Source organism: Pseudomonas sp. TE3552 (assembly GCF_056278945.1).
Genome location: NZ_JBWBQJ010000001.1, coordinates 2299511 through 2319879 on the forward strand (window position 1 = coordinate 2299511; position 20369 = coordinate 2319879).

Genomic DNA, 20369 nt, shown 5'->3' on the forward strand with positions numbered 1-20369 from the left:
GCCACACTGTTTTCGCTACTGAGCTTTCGGGCCCTGGCCGAAGGCCTCATCCACCTTCGCCAGATCCTGTTCGTTCAAGGTGCCGGCGTAGTAGTGCAACTTGGTCCAGGCCATCAGATAGTCGTAGCGTGCCTGCGCCAGATCCCGCCGGGTGGTAAACAGTTGTTGTTCGGCATTCAGCGCATCGAGGTTGACCCGTTCGCCGCCCAAAATGCTTTGTTTGGTCGAGACCACCAACGCTTCAGCCGACGTCAGCGCTTTCTGATAAGCACGCAACTTATTGACCCCCGACAGGCAGGCGCTGAACTGGCGGCGCAGCTGGATCAAGGTTTCCCGGGTCTTGCCGTCCAGTTCGTATTCGGCCTGCTCCATGGTGCGGCTGGCCTGCCGGGTCGAGGCCGAGACGCCGCCACCGGCATACAACGGCACGTTGACTTCGATGCCAATGGTGTTGGTGTCGTAGCGCTGGTTGTAGGTGTTGCCACTTTCCGATTCGTTCTGGCGCACCGAGGCGTAGGCGCTGACTTTTGGCAGGTGGCCGGCGCGGTTACGCTCGACCTCGTAGCGCGCCACTTCCACCGCCTGACGCTGGGAGGCCAGATTCGGGTTGTTGGCCACTGCCATTTCGTGCCAGGTGTCGTAGTTGGCCGGTTGCAGGGTGAAGGTCTGGAAGTTCTGATCCAGCGGCGTCAGGTCGCCAATGTCGATGGCTGCTACACCAATCAGTGCGCCCAATTCGCGCAGGGCTGCATCCTGTTCGTCACGCGCCTCGATTTCCTCGGCGGTCGCCAGCTCGTAACGTGACTCGGCTTCGAGGATATCGGTGCGCGTGCCTTCGCCTTGGCGGAACATCTGTTCGTTCTGCTGAAACTGCTCTTCGAAGGCTTTTTTCTTCGCGCGCGCGATGTCGATCTGATCCTGGGCGAACAGCGCCTTGGTGTAATTCTCCAGCACGCGAACCAGCAGCTCCTGGCTCTTGCCACGGAAATTTTCATCGGCGAACAGCGATTGCGCCACGCCTTTGCGATACGCCGCATAAGCCTCGTAATCGAGCAGTGGCTGTTGCAGGGTCAAGGTCGAGCCGTAACTGCTGTAGTTGCGGTCCTCGGTGAAGTCTGGTCTCCCCTCATTAATTTGAGTGACCTTGGAGGTGTTACGCCCCTTGTTGTAGTTGTAGCCCAGCCTCGGCAACAGCCCGGCGCGGCCGATGGCGCGGTTTTCAAGGCCCGCATCGCGTTCCTTGATGGCGCCGAGGAATACCGGATCATTGCGCAATGCTTGCTCATAAATGTCGAACGGCCCCATGGCCATCACACTGTTGCACGTCAGCAACGCCAGGGTCGCGGCGAGCAGGGAAAGCTTATTCATACAACCGAACATCCTTATTCCTCGGTCAACGCGGAGCCTGCCCGGTCGAGCAGCGGTTTGAACAGATAGTTGAGGAGTGAACGTTCACCGGTGCGCACAAACATTTCCGCCGGCATGCCGGGCTTGATCACCAGACCGTTGAGTTTTTCCATGGCCTGATCGCTGACGCTGCTGCGCAGCACGTAATACGGCACACCGGTTTTCTCATCGACCATCTGGTCGGCGGAAATCAGGCTGACTTCACCCGGCACGCGCGGTGTACGGCTCTGGTTGAACGCGGTGAACAGAATGTCCACCGGCAAGTGCGTACCGACCTTGTCGATCAGGTTGATCGGCAAGTGCCCTTCCACTTCCAGGCTGGTGCATTGCGGGACGATCTCCAGCAGGCTCTCGCCCTGGCGTACCACCGCGCCTTCGGTGTGAACCCCAAGGTTGACGGCGATGCCGTCGGCGGTGGCGATGATTTCGCTGTGTTGCAGGTCGAAGCCGGCGGAAGTCAGTTGCTCTTCCAGGGTTACGCTTTTGAGCTGCGCGTCGGCCAACTGGCTGCGGACTTCCTTTTGGTATTCCTCGCTGTGCTGTTGCAACTTCAGCCGGGATTCGAGGATGCCCTGCTCCACCCGGCCGCTTTCGCCGGTGTTCTCTGCCAGTTGTTGCTGCACTTGCGACAGCTGACGCTGGTAATCCATCAAGCGGTTACGCGGGATGTAGCCGTTGTCCGCCAAGGGTTGAAGGTTACTCAATTGTTGTTGCAGGGAACTGGCCTGGGCCGTCAGGTCGGTGCGCGCGCGGCGCATGCCGGCCAATTGCGCGCTGGCGCCTTCGATGTTCGCGCGCAGGGCCGCTTGCTCGCGGGAAAACGCTTCGCGACGGCTGCTGAACAACTGCCGTTGGCCTTCAAGCACCAAGGCCAGGCGTGGGTCCGGGTCGTTGCTCAGCTCGGCGGGGAAATTCACCTGCTTGAGGTTGTCCCGTTCGCTCTGCCAACGCGCCAGGCTGGCCCACGCCATGCGGTATTGCGCTTGCAGCGATTGTACGTCGGCCGCGACCTGGGTCTGGTCGAGTCGGAACAATGGCTGGCCCTGCTTCACCACTTGGCCTTCGCGCACCAGGATCTGGCTGATCACGCCGCTGCTCATCGATTGCACGGCCTTGCGCTTGCCCGAGACCACCACGGTCCCTTGCACCGGAATGCCTTGATCGAGCGGCGCGAGGCTCGCCCAGGTGAAGAAACTGCCGGCGCCGACGACCGCCAAAATCCAGCCCATGCGGGCGAAGAAACGCGCGTCGCGTTCAGGGCGTTCGGCGATGTAATCGTGCTCCATCGTCGCTTCGCTGTCGTTGTTCATGCGTGAGCTGCTCATACACCCGAATTCCTTGTCGTGGGCTGATACTGCCGGCTCATGCTGAGCCCGCCGGGTGCGTGCGCGGTTTTTTCGCGTTGTTGTTCCTGAGCGCCGGACAGCGCCTTGAGCACCTCCTGGCTTGGGCCGAAGGCCTGCAAGCGACCTTCGTTGAGCACCAGCAATTTGTCAGCCTGGGCCAGGGCCGAAGAGCGATGGGTGACCAGAATCACACTGGTGCCCTGGGCCTTCATGTGCGCGATGGCGCCGGCCAGTGCCGCTTCGCCGACGGTGTCGAGGTTGGAGTTCGGCTCATCCAGCACCACCAGGCTTGGGTTGCCATACAGCGCGCGAGCCAGGGCCACGCGTTGCTTCTGCCCGCCGGACAAACCGCTGCCATCTTCGCCAAGCACGGTGTCGTAGCCTTGCGGCATTCGCAGGATCAGTTCATGAACGCCGGCCTGTTGCGCGGCTTCGACGATTTTTTGCGGATCCGCCGCACGGAATCGGGCGATGTTCTCGGCGATGCTGCCGCTGAACAGTTCGATGTCCTGGGGCAGATAACCGATGTAAGGGCCGAGGTCGTCGCGGTTCCAGCGATGAATGTCCGCGCCATCGAGGCGCACTGTGCCGCCCAGCGTCGGCCAGACACCGACCAGCACCCGGGCCAGGGTCGATTTACCCGAGCCGGAAGCCCCGAGCACGCCCAGCACTTCCCCGGCGCCCAGGTTGAAATTGACCATGTGCAAGGTCGCTGCCCGTTGCCCCGGCGGGCCGGCGCTGACTTGCTCGAACGTGATCTGACCTTTCGGCGCCGGCAGCGCCATGGCCTCGTCACTCGCAGGGAAGGCTTGCAGCAAGGCGTCGAGACGGCGGTAAGCGAGTTTGGCGCCGCTCCACTGTTTCCACACGGCGATCAACTGATCGATGGGGCTTAGCACCCGGCCCATCAGGATGGAGCCGGCGATCATCATCCCGGCGGTCATGTCCCCCTTGATCACCAGCAAGGCGCCCAAGCCCAAAACCAGGGATTGCAGGCACAGGCGCAGGGTTTTGCTCAGGGAGCTGATGACCGCGCCGGTGTCGCTGGCCTGATTCTGCAAGCCGAGAAAACGCGAGTGCACCTCAAACCAGCGTTTGCGCAAGGCAGCGAGCATGCCCATGGCCTGAATGGTTTCGGCGTTATGCAGGTGACTGGTGGCCAGTTGGCTGGACCTCTGGGAAAACCCTGCGGCTTCACCCAAAGGCTTTTTGGTCATCGCCTCGTTGAGACAGGCCAGCCCGATCAGCAGCACTGCGCCCGCGGTGGCCAATACGCCGAGCCAGACGTTGAACAGAAAGATCACGAACAGGTAGACCGGAAACCACGGCGCATCGAAGAAGGCGAACAGCGCCGGGCCGGTGACGAATTGGCGAATATGGGTCAGGTCGCCCAGGGATTGCCCGGCGTTGCCTTCGCCTTTGAACAGGTTGCGCTCGAAAGCGGCCTGATACACCCGCAGGTTGAAACGGCGCTCCAGTTGGCTGCCGATGCGGATGACGATGAAACTGCGCACGATCTCCAGCAGCCCGATGAAGGCGAAGAACCCGACCACCATCAATGACAGCATTGCCAGTGTGGTTTCGTTTTGCGAAGACAGCACCCGGTCATAGACCTGAAGCATGTATATCGACGGAACCAACATCAGCACATTGATCAGCGCGGTAAAACATCCGACGCTGATCAGAATGCTTTTATAGTCGCCCAGTGCCTTGAATAACGGTGCGGTGGCCGGGCTCTTCGCCATCTTCATTGATTTTTCCTGAGGTGTTATTCCTCGCCTTGTTTGACGAGGTTCCAATTAACTGTCTGCGCACGGACCGAGACATTCTTTTGCCGGTTACTGCTTACACTTTAATAACAACTCTTTTCGAGCCTTAAAGAACTCCAGTTATTAATCGGCTGTTTATAACCGCAATAACGGGCTTTATATCCAGCACCCGGGCGTCGGCCCGGAACTTTCGCCTAATGCGCTTCGCGCTTGAGCGTAATGATCAGACCCGACTTCAAGGTGCTTTTATAAAGCCCCTCACGCTGTCGGCTGAAAAACACAATTCTTGAGCCTTCTTTACCGGTCACTGCAATGCCGTCCGGTTCCGGGAACCAGCCCATCGCCGATTTGTTCAGCCAGGCACTGAGGCAATCAGCCCCCTCGCCCAGGGTCTGGTCCGATTTAAGCTCGATCGTGCAGACATTCGACGGTTTGTCCTGCAGCGCCTGGGACTCGGGCGAGTCTTGCGCGGTATTCAAAATGGCTTGCCATTTACCGGCGAGCTCCGACGGGTCGGCTAATTTCAGACTGCTTGCCATGGCTACCTCTCCAAAAAACATCATCAGCGTCGCCAACAGCCACGCGGTTGTTTTGCAGGTAAAAGCGTTCTGGGTCATAGGGCATTTTTACTCTGGATCGTGGCAGAAAACGGCGCGTCAAGCGCCGCCCTCCTTTATGCCGTGAATCAGGCCGCGATGTCCGAGAACGCCGCCTGGCCAACGGTGCTGACCAGGAAGTCAGCCACGCCGTGCCCGGAGAAGTCCACCGACAACAGGCTGTTACCGCCCGAAGTGGTCAACACTGCATCGCCTGCCGCACCGGTGAACGCGTTGACGAAATGCAGGCCCGCACCCTTGGTGATGCCGGTCAGGTCGATCTTGTCCAGGCCACTGACAAAATCGAGGATCTGGTCGACCGCCCCCGGCTTGGAGTCGCTGCTGGCCGCGAACACGAAGGTGTCCGAACCCGAGCCGCCCCACAGTTTGTCCGCACCGCCCGCGCCGAAGAGGATGTCGTTGCCGGCACCGCCCTTCAGCTCGTTGGACACGCTGTTACCGATCAGCAGGTCGCTACCCGAACCGCCAATCGCGTTCTCGACAGTGACGCCCTTGGCAATGGATACGTTGCCCACCAGGCCGCCAACGTCGGAGAACGAGGCTTCATTGAGGTTGATCTTCTGGTTCTGGGTAAAGCCGGAGAAGTCCAGAGTGTCCTTGCCGCCCGCATCCCACACCGAGAACACGACTTTGTCCGACGACGAAGACGCGCTCAGGAAGTCGCGACCGGCGTTGGAGTTGAAGCCGTAGGTGGTGTCACCGGTACGGGTGGTGGTGTTGGCCCCGTAGAGTTTCTGGATGGCCGCGATATCATCCATCAGCGGGCCGGACGAATAGGCTTCCACGCCGCCCTTGCTGAAGTTCTGATCGGTGTTGCTTTCACTCCAGTAGCTCATGACGCTGTAACCGCGGGTGTCTTGCCCGTAAGTCGCGTCATTGTAGGTCGGTGCGCCTTCACCGGCGTTGTAATCGCCAGGGTGAGCCAGGCCCAGAGTGTGACCGATTTCGTGGGTCAGGGTCTGGCGACCATAGTTGTTCAGGTCCGGCGTCTTGTTCGGCGTGTAGCTGCTGTTGGTCAGGTACCACGAAGTACCGTCATAACCCGCACCCGTGCCAGGCAGATAGGCGAATGCCGCCGCGCCGTCCTGACCGCCGCTGTAGTTGCCGAACGTCATGTGACCGTCACCGCCAGAGGATTTCTCGGTGAAGGTGACATTGGCCACATCGGCCCAGGATTGCATGGCGAGCACGGCCTGGGCTTTCTGTTGCGTATTGAACTGGCTGAACCCTGTAATGCCGTGCTTGTTCATGGTGCTCGACGAGGCCGAGGTCAGGAACGTGTAGGTGAGTTCGATTTTGCCGCTGCCGTCCTTGTCCTGGTAGGCAGCGCCGTCACGCAGCAGTTGGGTCGCTGCCTGGTCGACGGAGTAGGAGGGTTTGCCATTGACCGTGAGATTGCCGCCCCGGTCATACTGATGGCTGAAGCTATCGATCTGGTTGTAAGCAGAACTGGGTGCAGCCAGCGCTTGCAATGGCGCAAAGGCCTGTTCGGCAAGATCAATAGCGTTGTCTTTTACTTTCGACATAAACACACTTCCTTGTTTAGCAATGGAACAGTTTTTGTCCGACAGGACAATCTCTGGCGAGATCGTCCAATCACTCGCCCAATGAAGGCGAAAGAAAACTGACACAATTCGAAATCAAACGTCTACATTTTTTTTGATGACAAATTGAGTTGCTTCGGCGAACTCCCATAAACAGTGTGTGCGGTGTCGAAATATTGTTTGAAGTTCAAGGCTTCAGCCGGATTGTCCGACAATTTGTTATTTAAATATTAAATATGGGTAAGTTGTTTTTTGCTGATGAGTTCTCGTTTTTTTGGACTTCTTAGTGTGAACGCCATTGTATTGCCATCAAACAAATTAAACATTCAGTGAGTTGCGGTATTGGCCGAGGACAGAGTTCCGACTGCCAGTTAATCCTGACACCGCCCTCAGATCATCCTCGCAATTTCGACCTGCTAGACTGACTACGCCTTGGCCGCCGTGCCCGGCAACAACACAGACACCTGCAATCGACACGCTCCCTTCCCCGGCTCCGTCAGCCTGCGAGCTGCCAAAGCCTGTCTCCTGATCTGGAGGTATCCCATGAGCGACAGCACCGAACTCACTACTTTCACCGGTTGGGCCGCAACGGCGCCCGGCGCGCCACTGGAACGCTATCGCTACGACCCAGGTCCATTGGGGAAAGATGAGGTGGAGGTCGCAGTGGAGTATTGCGGCGTCTGCCACTCCGACCAGTCGATGATCGATAACGAATGGGGCCTGAGCCACTATCCCTTTATCCCCGGCCACGAGGTGGTCGGCAGTATCGTGCGAGTGGGCGCACAGGTACGCGGTCTCGAAGTGGGACAACGGGTGGGCATTGGTTGGTACAAGGGCAGTTGCATGCATTGTTCCTCGTGTATCGAAGGATCCCACCAGCTATGCAGCACTGCCCAACCCACCATCATCGGCAGCAACGGGGGCTTTGCCGACCGTCTGCGTTCTCATTGGGCCTGGGCACTTGCGATACCGGACGGACTCGACCCGGCCATGGCCGGACCACTGTTCTGCGCCGGCTCGACGGTGTTCAACCCGCTCGTGGAATTCGACGTCAAGCCTACTGACCGGGTCGGTGTGGTGGGTATCGGCGGACTCGGTCATCTGGCACTACGCTTCCTCAACGCTTGGGGTTGCGAAGTCACGGCCTTTACCTCGTCGTTGAGCAAGCAGGACGAAGCCAGGCGCCTGGGCGCACACAACGTCCTCGCCTCGACCGACAGTAACGCGCTGAAATCCATTGCCGGCACCTTGGACTTTCTCTTGGTCACCGCCAACGCCGACCTCGATTGGCCGGCCATGCTCGGAACGCTACGCGGCAAGGGCCGCCTGCACTTTGTTGGCGTCGTGCCTGGCGCTATTCCAGTGCACGTGTTCGACCTGCTTCCCCAACAAAAGAGCATGTCCGCCTCGCCGGTCGGCTCGCCCAGTACCACAGCGACCATGCTGGAATTCTGCGCACGTCATCAGATCCTGCCGCAGGTCGAGCACTTTCCCATGAGCCGGGTCAACGAAGCCATCGATCACCTACGCAGTGGCAAGGCGCGCTACCGCGTCGTGCTGGACGCCAGCAAATGACAGACTTGCGCGTCGGGTAACACCGCACGCGCCTTCTGCCGCCGCTACTCGAGGTCTCCCACCGTGAAGGCATGCGCCTTAGGCCGGAGGCGTGAGGCATCAAATACGCAAGTGCGCACTCATGTAGTCAATGAAAACGCGTAGCTTGGGCGAGGCATAGCGGCTGGCTGGCCACAGCATCCAGAAGACGACCTGGCGGTCCACGTAATCATCCAGCACTGTGACCAGTTGGCCGCGTTCCAGCGCTTCACGCACCAGGAAGGTAGGCAGAAAGGCAATACCCCTGCCCTGGATTGCGGCATAGGCAAGAGGCTCGATCGTGTTCGACGTCATCGTGGCGGGCAGCACCAATTCAGCCTCGGATGTTCCGAGCCGCAGCGGCCAACGCTCCAGCTTTCCCGTTGCGGGGAATTTGTGTTGCAGGCATGAATGGCTCTCCAGTTCACGCGCAGAAGTGGGTACACCATGCCGCTTGAGATAGGTTGGCGACGCCACCAGCACATGTGCGCAGGAGCCCAAGCGGCGCGCGGCCAAGCGCGAATCGGTTTGCTCGCCGGTCCGAATCACCGCGTCGAACCCTTCCTCGATCACATCGACCATGCGGTCGCAAAAATCGATATCCAGTTCGACTTCCGGATACCGCTCCATGAACCCGTCAAAGGCCGGCATCATCAGGTCGCCCAGTAGAGGTGTGCCCACACGAAGCCGCCCACGTGGACTGCCAGCCAGGCCTGACAGCTCGGACTCGGCAGCGGTGACCTCGCTGAGGATGCGGCGGCATCGCTCAAGGAACAGAGTCCCCTCGGCCGTCAACGTGATACTGCGTGTACTGCGATGAAACAGCCGTACATGCAAGCGCTCCTCCATCCGGGCGATGGCTTTGCCCACGGTCGAAGACGACACCCCCAATTGCCGGGCGGACTCGGTGAAGCTGCGCGTTTCGGCAACTTGCACAAACATTGAGATGCCACTCAGACTTTCCATCACTTTTCCTGCTTTCCCCGGTAGAACCTCATCAACAAGGCGGGATTACGGAAAAACCATCCGAAATGTTCGGCATCGCGGGACATTTTTCTTCATGCATTTTACGCCTACATTGCGCCCATCCCGCCACTGATAGGTATCGATGTCATGTCCAAACTGCATACGAGCGTCCAAATAGGCCCATACCAGATTGCCCATCGCGTCGTTCTGGCGCCGCTTACCCGCATGCGTGCCGAACCAGGCGCTATTCCTGGCCAACTGATGGCCGAATACTACGCCCAGCGTACCACCGCCGGTGGCCTGCTGATCGGCGAAGCCACTATCGCCGCACCCAATGGCAACGGATACCTCGGTGCTCCCGGCCTGTATGACGACAGCCAGATCGCCGGCTGGAAGCTCGTGACCGACGCCGTTCATGTCAAGGGCGGCAAAATCTTCCTGCAGCTCTACCATGCAGGGCGCCAGTCCAATAGCCTGCTACAGCCGGACGGCGCCCAGCCGGTGGCCCCTTCCGTCGTGGACCACGGCGGCCTGGCCTACACCGAGTCCGGCTGGACCCCCGGCTCCCCGGCGCGCGAACTGACCATCGCTGAAATCCACGGGCTGGTAGACAGCTTCCGCGCCGCGGCCGCACGCGGCATCACAGCCGGATTCGACGGCGTGGAGCTGCACTCGGCCAACGGCTACCTGTTCGATCAATTCCTCCAGGACGGTAGCAACAAACGTACGGATATCTACGGTGGCTCGTTCGAGAACCGCAGCCGGTTCCTGCTGGAAGCAGTAGAAGCGGTGATCTCCGTCTGGGGCAGCAATCGGGTGGCGGTGCGTCTGGGGCCGAGCGGCAATTTCGGCGATATGTCCGACAGCGACCCCGTTGGCCTGTTCACCCATGTCGCGCGCGAGCTGGACAAGCTGGACCTCGCCTATCTGCATCTGATCGAGCCGCGCATCCTGGGTGTCGGCGAGGACGAGCGCCGGGACCAGAATCCGGTGGCGTCCCAACTCATCCGCCAGCACTACAAGGGCACCCTTATCGCGGCGGGCGGCTTCTCTGGTGAATCGGCCAAGGCGATCCTTGAGGCTGGCGATGCCGACCTGGTCGCTTTTGGCCGCCACTTCATCGCCAACCCTGACTTGCCAGAGCGCCTGCGCAATGGCTGGCCGCTGAACCCGTACGACCGCGAGTCATTCTTCGGTGGCACCGAGGTGGGTTACACGGACTATCCTTTCCATACCGAAGCTGCCTGAAAATCTGCACTGCTGGCAACTGGGAGCCATAGGTGCCCCCAGTTGCCCGTGGACACCTGTTTCGTTTGCAAAGAGGTGCCAAGCCTCATTGCAGTCAACCCGACCGGCGCCACTGGCTACAAAAAATGACCGCTCAGCTACCGGTCCTGATCTTGTTCCACACCCGCGTCCGCACCCGGTCGATGTTCAACGGCATCGCCTCCAGCGCAAACAATTTCCCCATCATTTCCGGGCTCGGGTACACCTTGGTGTCGCTCTTGATAGCCGGGTCGATCAGGTTGTCGGCTTGTTCGTTGCCGTTGGCATAGTGCACGTAGTTGCTGATGCCAGCCATGACGTCGGGACGCAGCAGGTAGTTCATGAACGCATAACCGGCTTTCTCGTCCGGGGCGTCGGCGGGCATGGCGACCATGTCGAACCAGATGGCGGCGCCTTCCTTGGGGATGGAATAGCCGATGTCGACACCATTCTTGGCTTCCTTGGCGCGGTTTTCTGCCTGGATAATGTCGCCAGAGAAACCGACGGCCACGCAGATGTCGCCGTTGGCCAGGTCGCTGGTGTATTTGGATGAGTGGAAATAGCTGACATAGGGCCGGACTTTCATCAGCAGCGCTTCTGCCTTTTTATAGTTCTCGGGGTTCTTGCTGTGATGTGGCAGCCCGAGGTAATTCAACGCCGCCGGCAACAGTTCGGGACCGTTGTCGAGGATCGCCACGCCGCACTTTTGCAGCTTTGCCATGTTCTCGGGTTTGAAAATCAGGTCCCAGGAATCCACCGGCGCGTTGTCACCCAACACGGCCTTGACCTTGGCAACGTTGTAGCCGATGCCGGTGCTGCCCCACAAATACGGGAAGCCATGCTCGTTGCCCGGGTCGTTGGCCTGCAACGTCTTGAGCAGCACCGGATTGAGGTTTTTCCAGTTCGGCAGCTGACTCTTGTCGAGTTTTTTCAGGGCTCCGCCCTCAATCTGTCGGGCCATGAAGTGGTTGGACGGGAACACCACGTCATACCCGGATGTGCCGGTCATCAACTTGCCATCAAGGGTTTCGTTGCTGTCGAAGACGTCGTAACTGAAGGCGATGCCGGTTTCTTTCTGGAAGTTCTTGGTGGTGTCCGGGGCGATGTAGTCCGACCAGTTGTAGATTTTGACGGTCTCGGCGGCCTGGCTGAGGGTCGCGACGAGCGCAAGTGGAGCAAGCGTCAGTGTCTTTCGGATCATGGGTCGATTCCTGTATGAGTTGTTGTTGGCAGGCAATCAGAGGATCAAAAAATCAAAACGTAGGTCTTGCGCACGGTTTCCTGGATGTCCCAGATGCCGAGGCTGTTGGCTGGCAACATCAGTGCATCGCCGGCTTCTATGTAGAGGGTTTCACCGTTGTCCGGGGTGAAGGTGCAGCGGCCCTGAATGAAGTGACAGAATTCCTGGGCAACGATCTGCCGGCGCCAGCGGCCGGGGGTGCATTCCCAGACGCCGGTTTCGACGCCGTCGTCGCGTTCGACGCTGGTGGTCGAGGCCACCGCCACGGGCGCGCCCAATGGCACGGCGACGGGAGTCGACTCTTCCAGCTTCAGGGTTGCGGTGTTCTTGAAGTGAGTGATTGGCATGGGAGTACCTGTCGATTGAGAAAACGCCGTTCAGTGCATGAACCCTTCCATGAACCCCGCAACGCCGCTGGCCAGTTTGCGACGCCAGGGCGCGGTGGCCGGGTTGGCCAGGGTCTGGTCTTCGTGGACGAAGCTGCGGATGATCGCGTTGTAACCCAACCAGCGACAGGGCTCCGGTTCCCAGGCCTTGAGCGCATCGAGTCCGCCCTGAGGAATGACCCACGGCTGGCGGACCAATTCGGTATCACGCTGAAGAATCAGGTCGGCCAGCGTGCGCCCGGCGAGGTTGCTGGCACCGACGCCCTCCCCGCCGTAACCACCAGCCAAGGCGATGCCGCTGCCCTGATCGCAGAGCATGTGCGCCTTGAAGCGCCGCGACATACCCAGGTTGCCGCCCCACGCGTGGGTAATTCGCACATTTTTGAGCTGCGGGAAGAGTTCGCCGAACAGGTAGCGCCGCAACGCCACCTCGCTTGCGGTCAGGTCGAAGTCATGGCGCAACTTGCCACCAAATTGATAGCCACCACGGGCGCCGAACACCAAACGGTTGTCGGCCGTGCGCTGGCCGTAGGTGACCTGGCGGCTGCTTTCACTGAAGGCTTGACCGCGGCTCAGGCCGATGTCGTCCCAGACCGCGACGGACAACGGCTCGGTCGCCACCAGTAAACTCTGCACGGGCAATTGGTAACGACCCAGCGGTGGCAACGTGGCCGCGTAACCTTCTACCGCCGGCACGATCCAGCGGCTGAGAACCTGAGCTCTGGCCGTACGCAAACCGCCTGACTGCCACTGGGTAACCGGGCTGTTCTCATAGATGTTGACCCCCATGCGCTCGACTGTCCGTGCCAGACCTCGCACCAACTTTGCCGGATGAAGGGTCGCGACGTGCGGTGCATAGATACCGCCATAGGGCTTGGCGATTCTGATTTGTTGCGCCAATTGCTCGGGGCTGAGCCAGCAGTAGTCGCTTTCGGTCAGCCCTTGGCGGTAAAGCGCGTCCAGGTAATGCCGCAGGCTGGCTTCCTGCTCCGGATAACGTGCCGCGCAGTAAAGCACCCCGCCTTTACGATAATCGCAGTCGATATCCTCGCGTTCGATGACGATCCTGACATCATCAGGGATGCCGTGCAGCAGATCGAAAGAGGCGCGACGTTGTTCGGCCGGTGAATCGGCGAGCCAGCGATCTTCGCCTAGCAGGTTGCCCATCAGCCAACCGCCGTTGCGGCCCGAAGCACCAAAACCGGCGGTTTGGGCTTCGACAATGGCAATGTCGAGTTCGGGAGCCAGGCGCTTGAGGTAGTACGCGGTCCAGAGCCCGGTGTAACCGGCGCCAATGATGGCGACGTCGACGTCCAGATCCTGTTCCAGCGCAGGGCGCGCCAGCAACGGCTCGCCGAGTTGATCCATCCATAAACTGATTTCGCGCCACGCCGGCATGTAAGACTCCACCACTGAACACTTCGATGGCGTCGATCCTAGTGCGTAGTCTCAGAGACTGTCTTGCGCGCGTGCACGCAAAGAAATCTGTTTGCTGTAGGCCTTGGGCGACAGGCCAGTGTGCCGGCGAAAACAACTGTAGAACGCCGACAGCGAATTGAAGCCGGCAGCGAAGGCCAATTCGTCGATGCGCAGTGGCGGTGTGGCGGTGTCGAGTGCCGCAAGCAAGTGCTGCAGCCGCGCCTGGTTGACGTAACGGTAGAAGCTTTGGCCGAGTACCTGGTTCAGCAGGTAGGAAATCTGATTGCGGCTATACCCGCACTCCTTCGCCACCCGTTGCAGGTCGAGCTCGGGATCCAGATAGGGTTGTTGGCGCTGAAAATACTGCTGCAAATCCTCGGCCATGAAACTCAACTGTCGCGGTGACAGCCCGAGCCGGCTGACCGCCGGGCGCAGGTTGCGGGCGGCTTTGCCGTGCGCCGGTTCGTGTACGAGCGTGGCATATTCATTGACCCGCCAGATCAGCCCGTCACGCACGGTAATCGCCTCGCTGGCCCGAAACGACGCCAGCCCTTCACCGCCGCGAAGGGTGATGCGGTATTGAATGAACGCCGTGTTGCCATCCAGTCGGATACGGTCCGAGTGCTCCAGGGCCTCATCCGGATCGCGGGGCATGCTGTCGCGCACGTACTCGCGCAACTCATCCAGCCCCATCACGCGGTTCTGGAAAAAATCGCTGTACTGGATGTCCGGATGATAAAGCGCCATGACCCCGTCCAGATCCCGGTGTTTCCAGCACAGGTGATAACGCATGACCGCCTCGCCCGTGACCTGGGTTTGCAATGGACCATCATCATCGGCGTGCATAAGGGACTCGACGTGAAAAAAACGAGCTTGCCCAAGTTCTGTCCGAGCTTCAATGACCAATGGAATGCCTTGGCGATGCCGGCCTTTCGCTGAAAAATCAGCCTCTCGTGATCTGCATCAAAAAAAACTGAACCAATCGCTAAACGGACTGAAAAATTCCACATGATTTTCACATCCGAGTGCTACTTTTAAAGACACTCACCGGTTGAACCATTGAAGGTTCTTCCCTCCTAACATGAGCTAAAGGAAGCGCTCGATGAAGAAGGCGGGCAACACATGAATCAAGGGTCCTTCAGCAAAGTCACTTTTCCCAATGCCTGCCAGCTGATGCGCTGGCATTTTCATCCCATGGGTTTCGAAGCGACCATGGATGCACCGGGCAGCATGGTTGCCCGGCTGTTCGACCGCGCCAGTGGCGAGACCATGATCGCCATTGCCGGCATTCCTTGCGCAACGGTCATGAACGCCGCCGATGTAGAACGCATTATCGAAGCCGTGGAGGACGAACTGGAAACGTTCATTCCTCCACAGACTCTCAGGACTTATGCCTGACGGTCGGCACCCGACAAAAAGCCCGCTCATAGAATTAGCGGGCTTTTTGTAGCTACAAGGAATGCGTCGCCGCAGCCTAACTGATCAGCAACAAGGCTTGGGCCAGATCGGCGCGCAGGTCTTCGACATCCTCAACCCCAACAGACAAACGCACCAGCGCATCGCTGATGCCGAGCTGCGCGCGGGTTTCTGCGGGAATGGTGGCGTGGGTCATGATCGCCGGGTGTTCGATCAGGCTTTCCACCCCGCCCAGGCTCTCAGCCAAAGCGAAGATCCGCACACTCTCGAGGAAACGCCTGGCGCCTGCCAGGTCGCTTTTCAGCTCGACGGAAATCATCCCGCCGAAGCCGCGCATTTGCCGCCGCGCCAGTTCATGCTGCGGGTGCGATGGCAGGCCTGGATAGTAAACGCGCGCTACCTGCGGCTGACGTTCCAGCCATTGCGCCAGCTCCAGCGCATTACTGCAGTGGCGTTCCATGCGCAGCGCCAGGGTCTTCACCCCTCGCAGAGTGAGGAACGCGTCGAACGGCCCGGCGATCGCCCCCACTGCGTTCTGCAAAAAGCCCAGGCGCTCGGCCAGTTCCGCGTTCTGCCCGACCACCGCGATGCCGCCGATCACGTCGGAGTGACCGTTCAGGTACTTGGTGGTCGAGTGCAGCACGATATCGAAGCCCAACTCCAGCGGGCGCTGTATCCACGGGCTGGCGAAGGTGTTGTCGGCCACGCAGATGATCCCTCGCTCGCGACAGATCCGCGCGACGGCGGCGAGGTCAGTCAGGCTTAACAAAGGATTGCTCGGCGTCTCGACCCAAACCATCCGTGTATCGTCCTGCAGCGCGGCTTCGAAGGTCGCCAGATCAGCCATATCGACGAAGCTGAAGCGATGCCCGGCGCTGCGTCGGCGCACCCGTTCAAACAGTCGGAAAGTCCCGCCGTACAAATCATTGCCAGAGGCGATGTGCGCGCCAGCGTCGAGCAGTTCGAGCACCGTGGCAATCGCCGCCAACCCGGAGGCAAAGGCGAAAGCCTGAGTGCCGCCTTCAAGGTCCGCCACGCAACGCTCCAGCGCAAAGCGCGTCGGGTTGTGCGAACGCCCGTAGTCGAAGCCCTTGTGCACCCCGGGGCTCTGCTGCGCATAGGTGGAGTTGGCGTAAATCGGCGGCATCAGCGCCCCGGTGGTTGGGTCCGGCGTTTGTCCGGCATGGATCACACGGGTGGCGAAGCCGCGTGGCGCAGTGGTTTCATCGTGCTGACTCATGCGAGGGATCTCCGCAAGTGATTGAGCATGTCCACGCGAGTAATCAAGCCGTGAAAGCCCGAGGTGTCGGCGATGATCGCCACCAGCCCACGGTCGAGTACCGCCTCCAGCTCCGCCAGACTGGCGTCGGGAGGCAGGGTTTCGAGCTTGTCAGTCATCGCGCTGGTCACGGTCATACGGAAGTGCGTAGCGTCTTCGTGCACGCCAAGCAGAATGTCGGACTCGTCGATCACCCCGACCAGCCGCTGCCCGTCCACCAGCACCGGCAACTGCGACACATCGGCCAGGCGCATGCGCTGGAAGGCTGTGAGCAACGTGTCGTCCGGGCCCACGCTGACCACCCGGCCATCCTCGAAACGCCGCGCGATCAGGTCACGCAAATCGCCGTAGCGTTTACGCGCAAGCAAGCCCTGATCGTTCATCCATTGGTCGTTGTAGATCTTCGACAGGTAGCGGGTGCCGGTGTCGCAGACGAAACTGACCACCCGCTTCGGTTCGGTTTGCTCGCGACAGTAACGCAATGCCGCCGCCAGCAAGGTGCCAGTCGAAGAGCCGCCGAGAATGCCTTCGGCGCGCAGCAGCTGGCGGGCATGATCGAAGCTTTCTTCGTCGCTGATCGAGTAAGCCTTGCGCACGCTGGAAAGATCGGCAATCGATGGAATGAAATCTTCGCCGATGCCCTCCACGGCCCAGGAACCGGGCGTGCCGAGGGTGCCGCTGCGGCTGTATTCGGCCATCACCGAGCCGACCGGGTCGGCCAGCACCATTTCCAGGTTCGGCTGCACGCGGCGGAAGAAACGGGTCAGCCCGGTCAGCGTGCCGGCCGAACCGACACCGACGACGATGGCATCCAGATCATGCTGGGTCTGCGCCCAGATCTCCGGAGCGGTGCTGCACTCGTGGGCCAGCGGGTTGGCCGGGTTGTTGAATTGATCGGCGAAGAAAGCGTCGGGAATGTCTTTGGTCAGCCGCGCAGCGACGTCTTGGTAATAATCGGGATGGCCCTTGCCGACGTCGGAGCGGGTGATGTGCACTTCGGCGCCCATCGCCTTCAGGTGCAGGACCTTCTCGGTGGACATCTTGTCCGGTACCACCAGTACCACCCGGTAACCCTTGGCACGGCCGACCAGTGCCAACCCCAGGCCCGTGTTGCCGGCAGTGGCCTCGACGATGGTGCCTCCAGGTCGCAGGCGGCCATCGCGCTCGGCGGCGTCAATCATCGCCAGGCCGATGCGATCCTTGATCGAACCGCCGGGGTTTTGTGATTCGAGCTTGAGGAACAGCGTACAGGGGCCGGTATCGAAGCGGCTGACGCGCACCAGCGGCGTATTGCCGATCAGTTCGAGCACGGCGGGACGGGAGTCGTTCGGCATGTCGTCACCTCGCTGCATGTATCCTCACTGGATGGACAGCGACCTGCGGCGAATCATTGCGCGCCAGTCGCAAGCAAAGCCTCGCCTTGGACCATAGGCCGGGATTGCGTCCCCCGCAACTTTTCGCGACCAGTCGGTACCTCTTCAGCCATGCCCGCCTTTGTGGCGAGCGAGCTTGCTCGCGTTGGGCTGCGAAGCGGCCCCAAGATTCTGCGAGTACTTGTAGATTTTGTGAGTGCCGCGCACTCAAGCGGGAGCAAGCTCCCTCGCCACAGGTTTTCTGCTCAAGACTCTCTTAAAAGTCAGGCAGGTACTTTTCCCTGACGATGATCAGCAAAGAACGCCTTGCCCTTGCCAATCCGATCGGAGGCCTTGGGCATATTCGCCGCCTGGGTATCCTGGCCATCGACATACCAGTAGCAATGACTCACCGCCCGGGTAATGCCCACATAGGCCAGCCGCAGAATCTCGTCTTTCTGTGCGTTGTCGTAAGGTTCGCTGTCACCAGCCTTGCCGAGCCCTGCCAGGCGATAGACCTGGTTCTTGTAAGGTGAGCTGGTCAGATGCTGGCAATCGCCCAGCAGAAACACCGCATCGGCCTGCAAGCCCTTGGCGCTGTGATAGGTCAGTTGTTTGAGCCGTCGAGCCTCATACGGCAATCTAGAATCAACATTAACTACAGGCTGAATATGCTCTTCTATCAATGACTTATCGCTACTTTTTCGATAAAGCATCAAGATCGAATCGCCTTTTCTGTAGTGCTCGATCAAGCGCTGGGCCATCGCCTGATCATCCCGGTCGAGAACATTCACCGGCCACAGTGCTTTGGGTTCACCGCTGGCCTTGGCCTTCTTGCCAGCGATCGCCGGCGCGGCGCGGACGATATGCTCTGCCGCATCAATGATGTGCTGGTGGCTGCGGTAGTTGTCGCTGAGCATCACCTTGGTCGTACTCGGGGACGGGAACTCCTTGTTGAACTCCATGAAGTAGGTCGGCGAACTGCCGCGCCAGCCGTAGATGGACTGCCAGTCATCCCCGACACAAAGCAATGACGAACGTTGCGCGCCGCGCCCCACATGCATGGCCGGGCCACGACTGCGGATTTCGGCCAGGCTGGCGCGAACCCAGGAAACGATCTGCGGTGACACGTCCTGAAACTCATCAATCATCAAGTGCGACATCGGCCGCAGCAGTTCATCGCCGAGCAGCTTGAGATTTTCCGGTGAATGCTCGCTAAACAAAGCAAACATCCGGTTGTAGGTCATCACGGGTGGCGATTGATCCAGCAAGTGATCTTCCAGCGCTCGCCAGAACAGGCTCAAGGCCTCGAAGAAGAACCGGTCCGGGTCATCCTTGGCGAAACTCATCTGGCCCACGGCATCGGGCACATCCAGGCCGAGGTTTTCAATAAACCCGGCAGCGGCGACAAAACAGTCCAGCAACGGCGCGGATGCGAGTTCGCCCTTGACCTTGTAATCGAAGCCCGGCCCGGCGCTGGCGTCGCCGGCAAGAGACGCCAAAACACGCTTTGAAGATTCGTAACTATCCAGCCATATCAAAGGTTTACGACAGAAAGCTTGAAACAGGGTGCGCTTTACAGCCCATTCTGCACGTACCGAAAGTTTGGCATTCGGCCGGCTGACCTGAGGGTTTTCCCGAGGATCGAAACCCAGCACCACCCAGGCGTCCAGCGTCGGAATGTAGCCGTGACAATGAAAGGTCGAGCCATTGATGTCGAACGTCTGGCGATTCGGCTCAATGCCCTTGATCGGCCAGGCACCCGCGCGAAACCACAAGTCCTCGATTGCGTCGCAGAGCTCTTCATCGCGCTTGGCGGCCAGCTCGGTCACTGCCATGCGTTTTTGCACATCCGGATGATCACGCTCCAGCTCCTTGAGCTGCAAGGTATGGCGAGAAAGCGGCTTGATCAATTCGCGAAAACGCTCATCGCGGGTGTGCAGGCTGTGATAGCAGGCATTGAGTTGCTGACGCTGGGCGTCGTTGATGCGCAGGTCGAAGGGATTGCTGTCGACTTCGTCATCACCGTTTTGCACACGATGACTGAGGTTTTCGAAGGCTTGCAGCCGCTCGAAGCCCGGCAGGCTACGCACCATCGGCAGAATTCGTGAATGGAAGGTGCGCACCAGATCGCGCGCCTCTTTGAAACTGAGCGCCCGGCCCCACACTGCAAACAGCTCGATCAGCTTGTTAATGAAGTCCTTGCGCGATTCGCGGGTGAAGGTCACCACAGTCATGGAGCTGAGTTCGAATCCCAGGTAATGACTGAGCAGCAGGATTCGCAACACCAGGGTGGTTGACTTACCCGCACCCGCCCCGGCGATCACCGAAGTCGAAGGGGTGTCGCTGAAAATCATCTTCCATTGGGCGACACTCGGCTGCGCATGCCGCGGGCAGCAGACGCGCCACATCGGCCTTCATGCGTTTCTTCAGCTCGGCACTCAGGGGCAGGCGCCAATCGTCGAACAGATTGTCATCGACATTGGGCGGTCGGTGTTCGGTTGAGCGCGAGTCGCGAATCAACAGTACCTGCCGACCTTCCTCCAGCCCCTCGAGCTTGCCTTCCTTATAGCCGTATTCCACACCAGCGCTGTGGCCGCTGCGAAAACCGTCGGCTTGCCCGTGCAGCCAGGACGCGCGGTGTTGCGCGCGCAGGCGAGTAAGGCCGTGACCAAAGAATCGGGCGGCCAGGCGCTTGAGCAGTGGCATCTCGGCCAGGGGACGAAGTTCGGGAGGAAGATCGGGGGTGTGTTGCGGCACGCTGACGGA

At 59.9% G+C, this 20369-nt stretch carries 15 protein-coding genes and 1 pseudogene; 3 read left to right on the plus strand and 13 right to left on the minus strand.

Features of this window, described 5'->3' with window-relative positions; translation table 11 throughout:
- Positions 1-15 precede the first annotated feature (15 nt).
- From ACZ9BB_RS10190 to ACZ9BB_RS10210, 5 genes are all read right to left on the minus strand, one after another.
- A complete protein-coding gene (locus ACZ9BB_RS10190) occupies positions 16-1380 on the minus strand; it encodes a TolC family outer membrane protein (RefSeq protein WP_476213654.1) in 1365 nt (454 codons plus the stop codon).
- A 2-nt stretch (positions 1381-1382) separates the two neighbouring features.
- Entirely contained in the window at positions 1383-2732 is a 1350-nt protein-coding gene (locus tag ACZ9BB_RS10195; protein ID WP_476213655.1) for an HlyD family type I secretion periplasmic adaptor subunit, read from the minus strand.
- Complete coding sequence (locus ACZ9BB_RS10200) at positions 2729-4504, minus strand: type I secretion system permease/ATPase (protein WP_476213656.1); 1776 nt, start codon at positions 4502-4504, stop codon at positions 2729-2731. The genes ACZ9BB_RS10195 and ACZ9BB_RS10200 overlap by 4 nt, the downstream gene beginning before the upstream one ends.
- A gap of 212 nt (positions 4505-4716) precedes the next feature.
- Positions 4717-5139, minus strand: a complete 423-nt coding sequence (locus ACZ9BB_RS10205) for an AprI/Inh family metalloprotease inhibitor (protein ID WP_476213657.1) — start codon at positions 5137-5139, stop codon at positions 4717-4719.
- Positions 5140-5207: 68 nt separating this feature from the next.
- A complete protein-coding gene (locus ACZ9BB_RS10210) occupies positions 5208-6665 on the minus strand; it encodes a serralysin family metalloprotease (protein ID WP_476213658.1) in 1458 nt (485 codons plus the stop codon).
- A gap of 561 nt (positions 6666-7226) precedes the next feature.
- Here ACZ9BB_RS10210 and ahr point away from each other — a divergent pair.
- Positions 7227-8258: an NADPH-dependent aldehyde reductase Ahr gene (gene ahr, locus ACZ9BB_RS10215; RefSeq protein WP_476213659.1), complete on the plus strand. Its 1032-nt coding sequence runs from the start codon at positions 7227-7229 to the stop codon at positions 8256-8258.
- Between the two features lie 99 nt (positions 8259-8357).
- Here ahr and ACZ9BB_RS10220 read toward each other — a convergent pair whose 3' ends face one another.
- Positions 8358-9242 carry a LysR family transcriptional regulator gene (locus ACZ9BB_RS10220; protein WP_476213660.1) on the minus strand — a complete coding sequence of 295 codons (885 nt, stop codon included), beginning with the start codon at positions 9240-9242 and terminating at the stop codon, positions 8358-8360.
- Positions 9243-9389: 147 nt separating this feature from the next.
- Between ACZ9BB_RS10220 and ACZ9BB_RS10225 the strand changes: the two genes are divergently transcribed.
- On the plus strand, positions 9390-10490 hold the full coding sequence (locus ACZ9BB_RS10225) for an alkene reductase (protein WP_476213661.1): 1101 nt from the start codon (positions 9390-9392) through the stop codon (positions 10488-10490).
- 133 nt (positions 10491-10623) lie between these two features.
- Here the strand turns inward: ACZ9BB_RS10225 and ACZ9BB_RS10230 are convergent, their stop codons facing one another.
- Genes ACZ9BB_RS10230 through ACZ9BB_RS10245 form a run of 4 tightly spaced genes read right to left on the minus strand, consistent with a single transcriptional unit; the run spans position 10624 to position 14399 of the window.
- Positions 10624-11709: a polyamine ABC transporter substrate-binding protein gene (locus tag ACZ9BB_RS10230; RefSeq protein WP_476213662.1), complete on the minus strand. Its 1086-nt coding sequence runs from the start codon at positions 11707-11709 to the stop codon at positions 10624-10626.
- Positions 11710-11753: 44 nt separating this feature from the next.
- The gene (locus ACZ9BB_RS10235) at positions 11754-12095 is read right to left on the minus strand and encodes a cupin domain-containing protein (RefSeq protein ID WP_476213663.1); all 342 of its coding nucleotides are present in this window, start codon (positions 12093-12095) and stop codon (positions 11754-11756) included.
- Positions 12096-12125: 30 nt separating this feature from the next.
- Entirely contained in the window at positions 12126-13532 is a 1407-nt protein-coding gene (locus tag ACZ9BB_RS10240) for an NAD(P)/FAD-dependent oxidoreductase (RefSeq protein WP_476213664.1), read from the minus strand.
- Positions 13533-13583: 51 nt separating this feature from the next.
- Complete coding sequence (locus ACZ9BB_RS10245; protein WP_476213665.1) at positions 13584-14399, minus strand: AraC family transcriptional regulator; 816 nt, start codon at positions 14397-14399, stop codon at positions 13584-13586.
- A 276-nt stretch (positions 14400-14675) separates the two neighbouring features.
- Here ACZ9BB_RS10245 and ACZ9BB_RS10250 point away from each other — a divergent pair, with 276 nt between their 5' ends.
- Positions 14676-14951 (plus strand): DUF1652 domain-containing protein, encoded by a 276-nt coding sequence (locus ACZ9BB_RS10250; protein WP_476213666.1) that lies wholly within the window; start codon positions 14676-14678, stop codon positions 14949-14951.
- 76 nt (positions 14952-15027) lie between these two features.
- Here ACZ9BB_RS10250 and ACZ9BB_RS10255 read toward each other — a convergent pair whose 3' ends face one another.
- The 3 genes and pseudogenes from ACZ9BB_RS10255 to ACZ9BB_RS10265 all read right to left on the minus strand — a co-directional run bounded on the left by ACZ9BB_RS10255 (position 15028) and on the right by ACZ9BB_RS10265 (position 20360).
- Positions 15028-16209: a cystathionine gamma-synthase gene (locus ACZ9BB_RS10255; RefSeq protein WP_476213667.1), complete on the minus strand. Its 1182-nt coding sequence runs from the start codon at positions 16207-16209 to the stop codon at positions 15028-15030.
- Positions 16206-17582, minus strand: coding sequence for a pyridoxal-phosphate dependent enzyme (locus ACZ9BB_RS10260; RefSeq protein ID WP_476213668.1), 1377 nt, complete (start codon positions 17580-17582; stop codon positions 16206-16208). The genes ACZ9BB_RS10255 and ACZ9BB_RS10260 overlap by 4 nt, the downstream gene beginning before the upstream one ends.
- A 302-nt stretch (positions 17583-17884) precedes the next feature.
- Positions 17885-20360: pseudogene (locus ACZ9BB_RS10265) on the minus strand (UvrD-helicase domain-containing protein).
- Positions 20361-20369 lie beyond the last annotated feature (9 nt).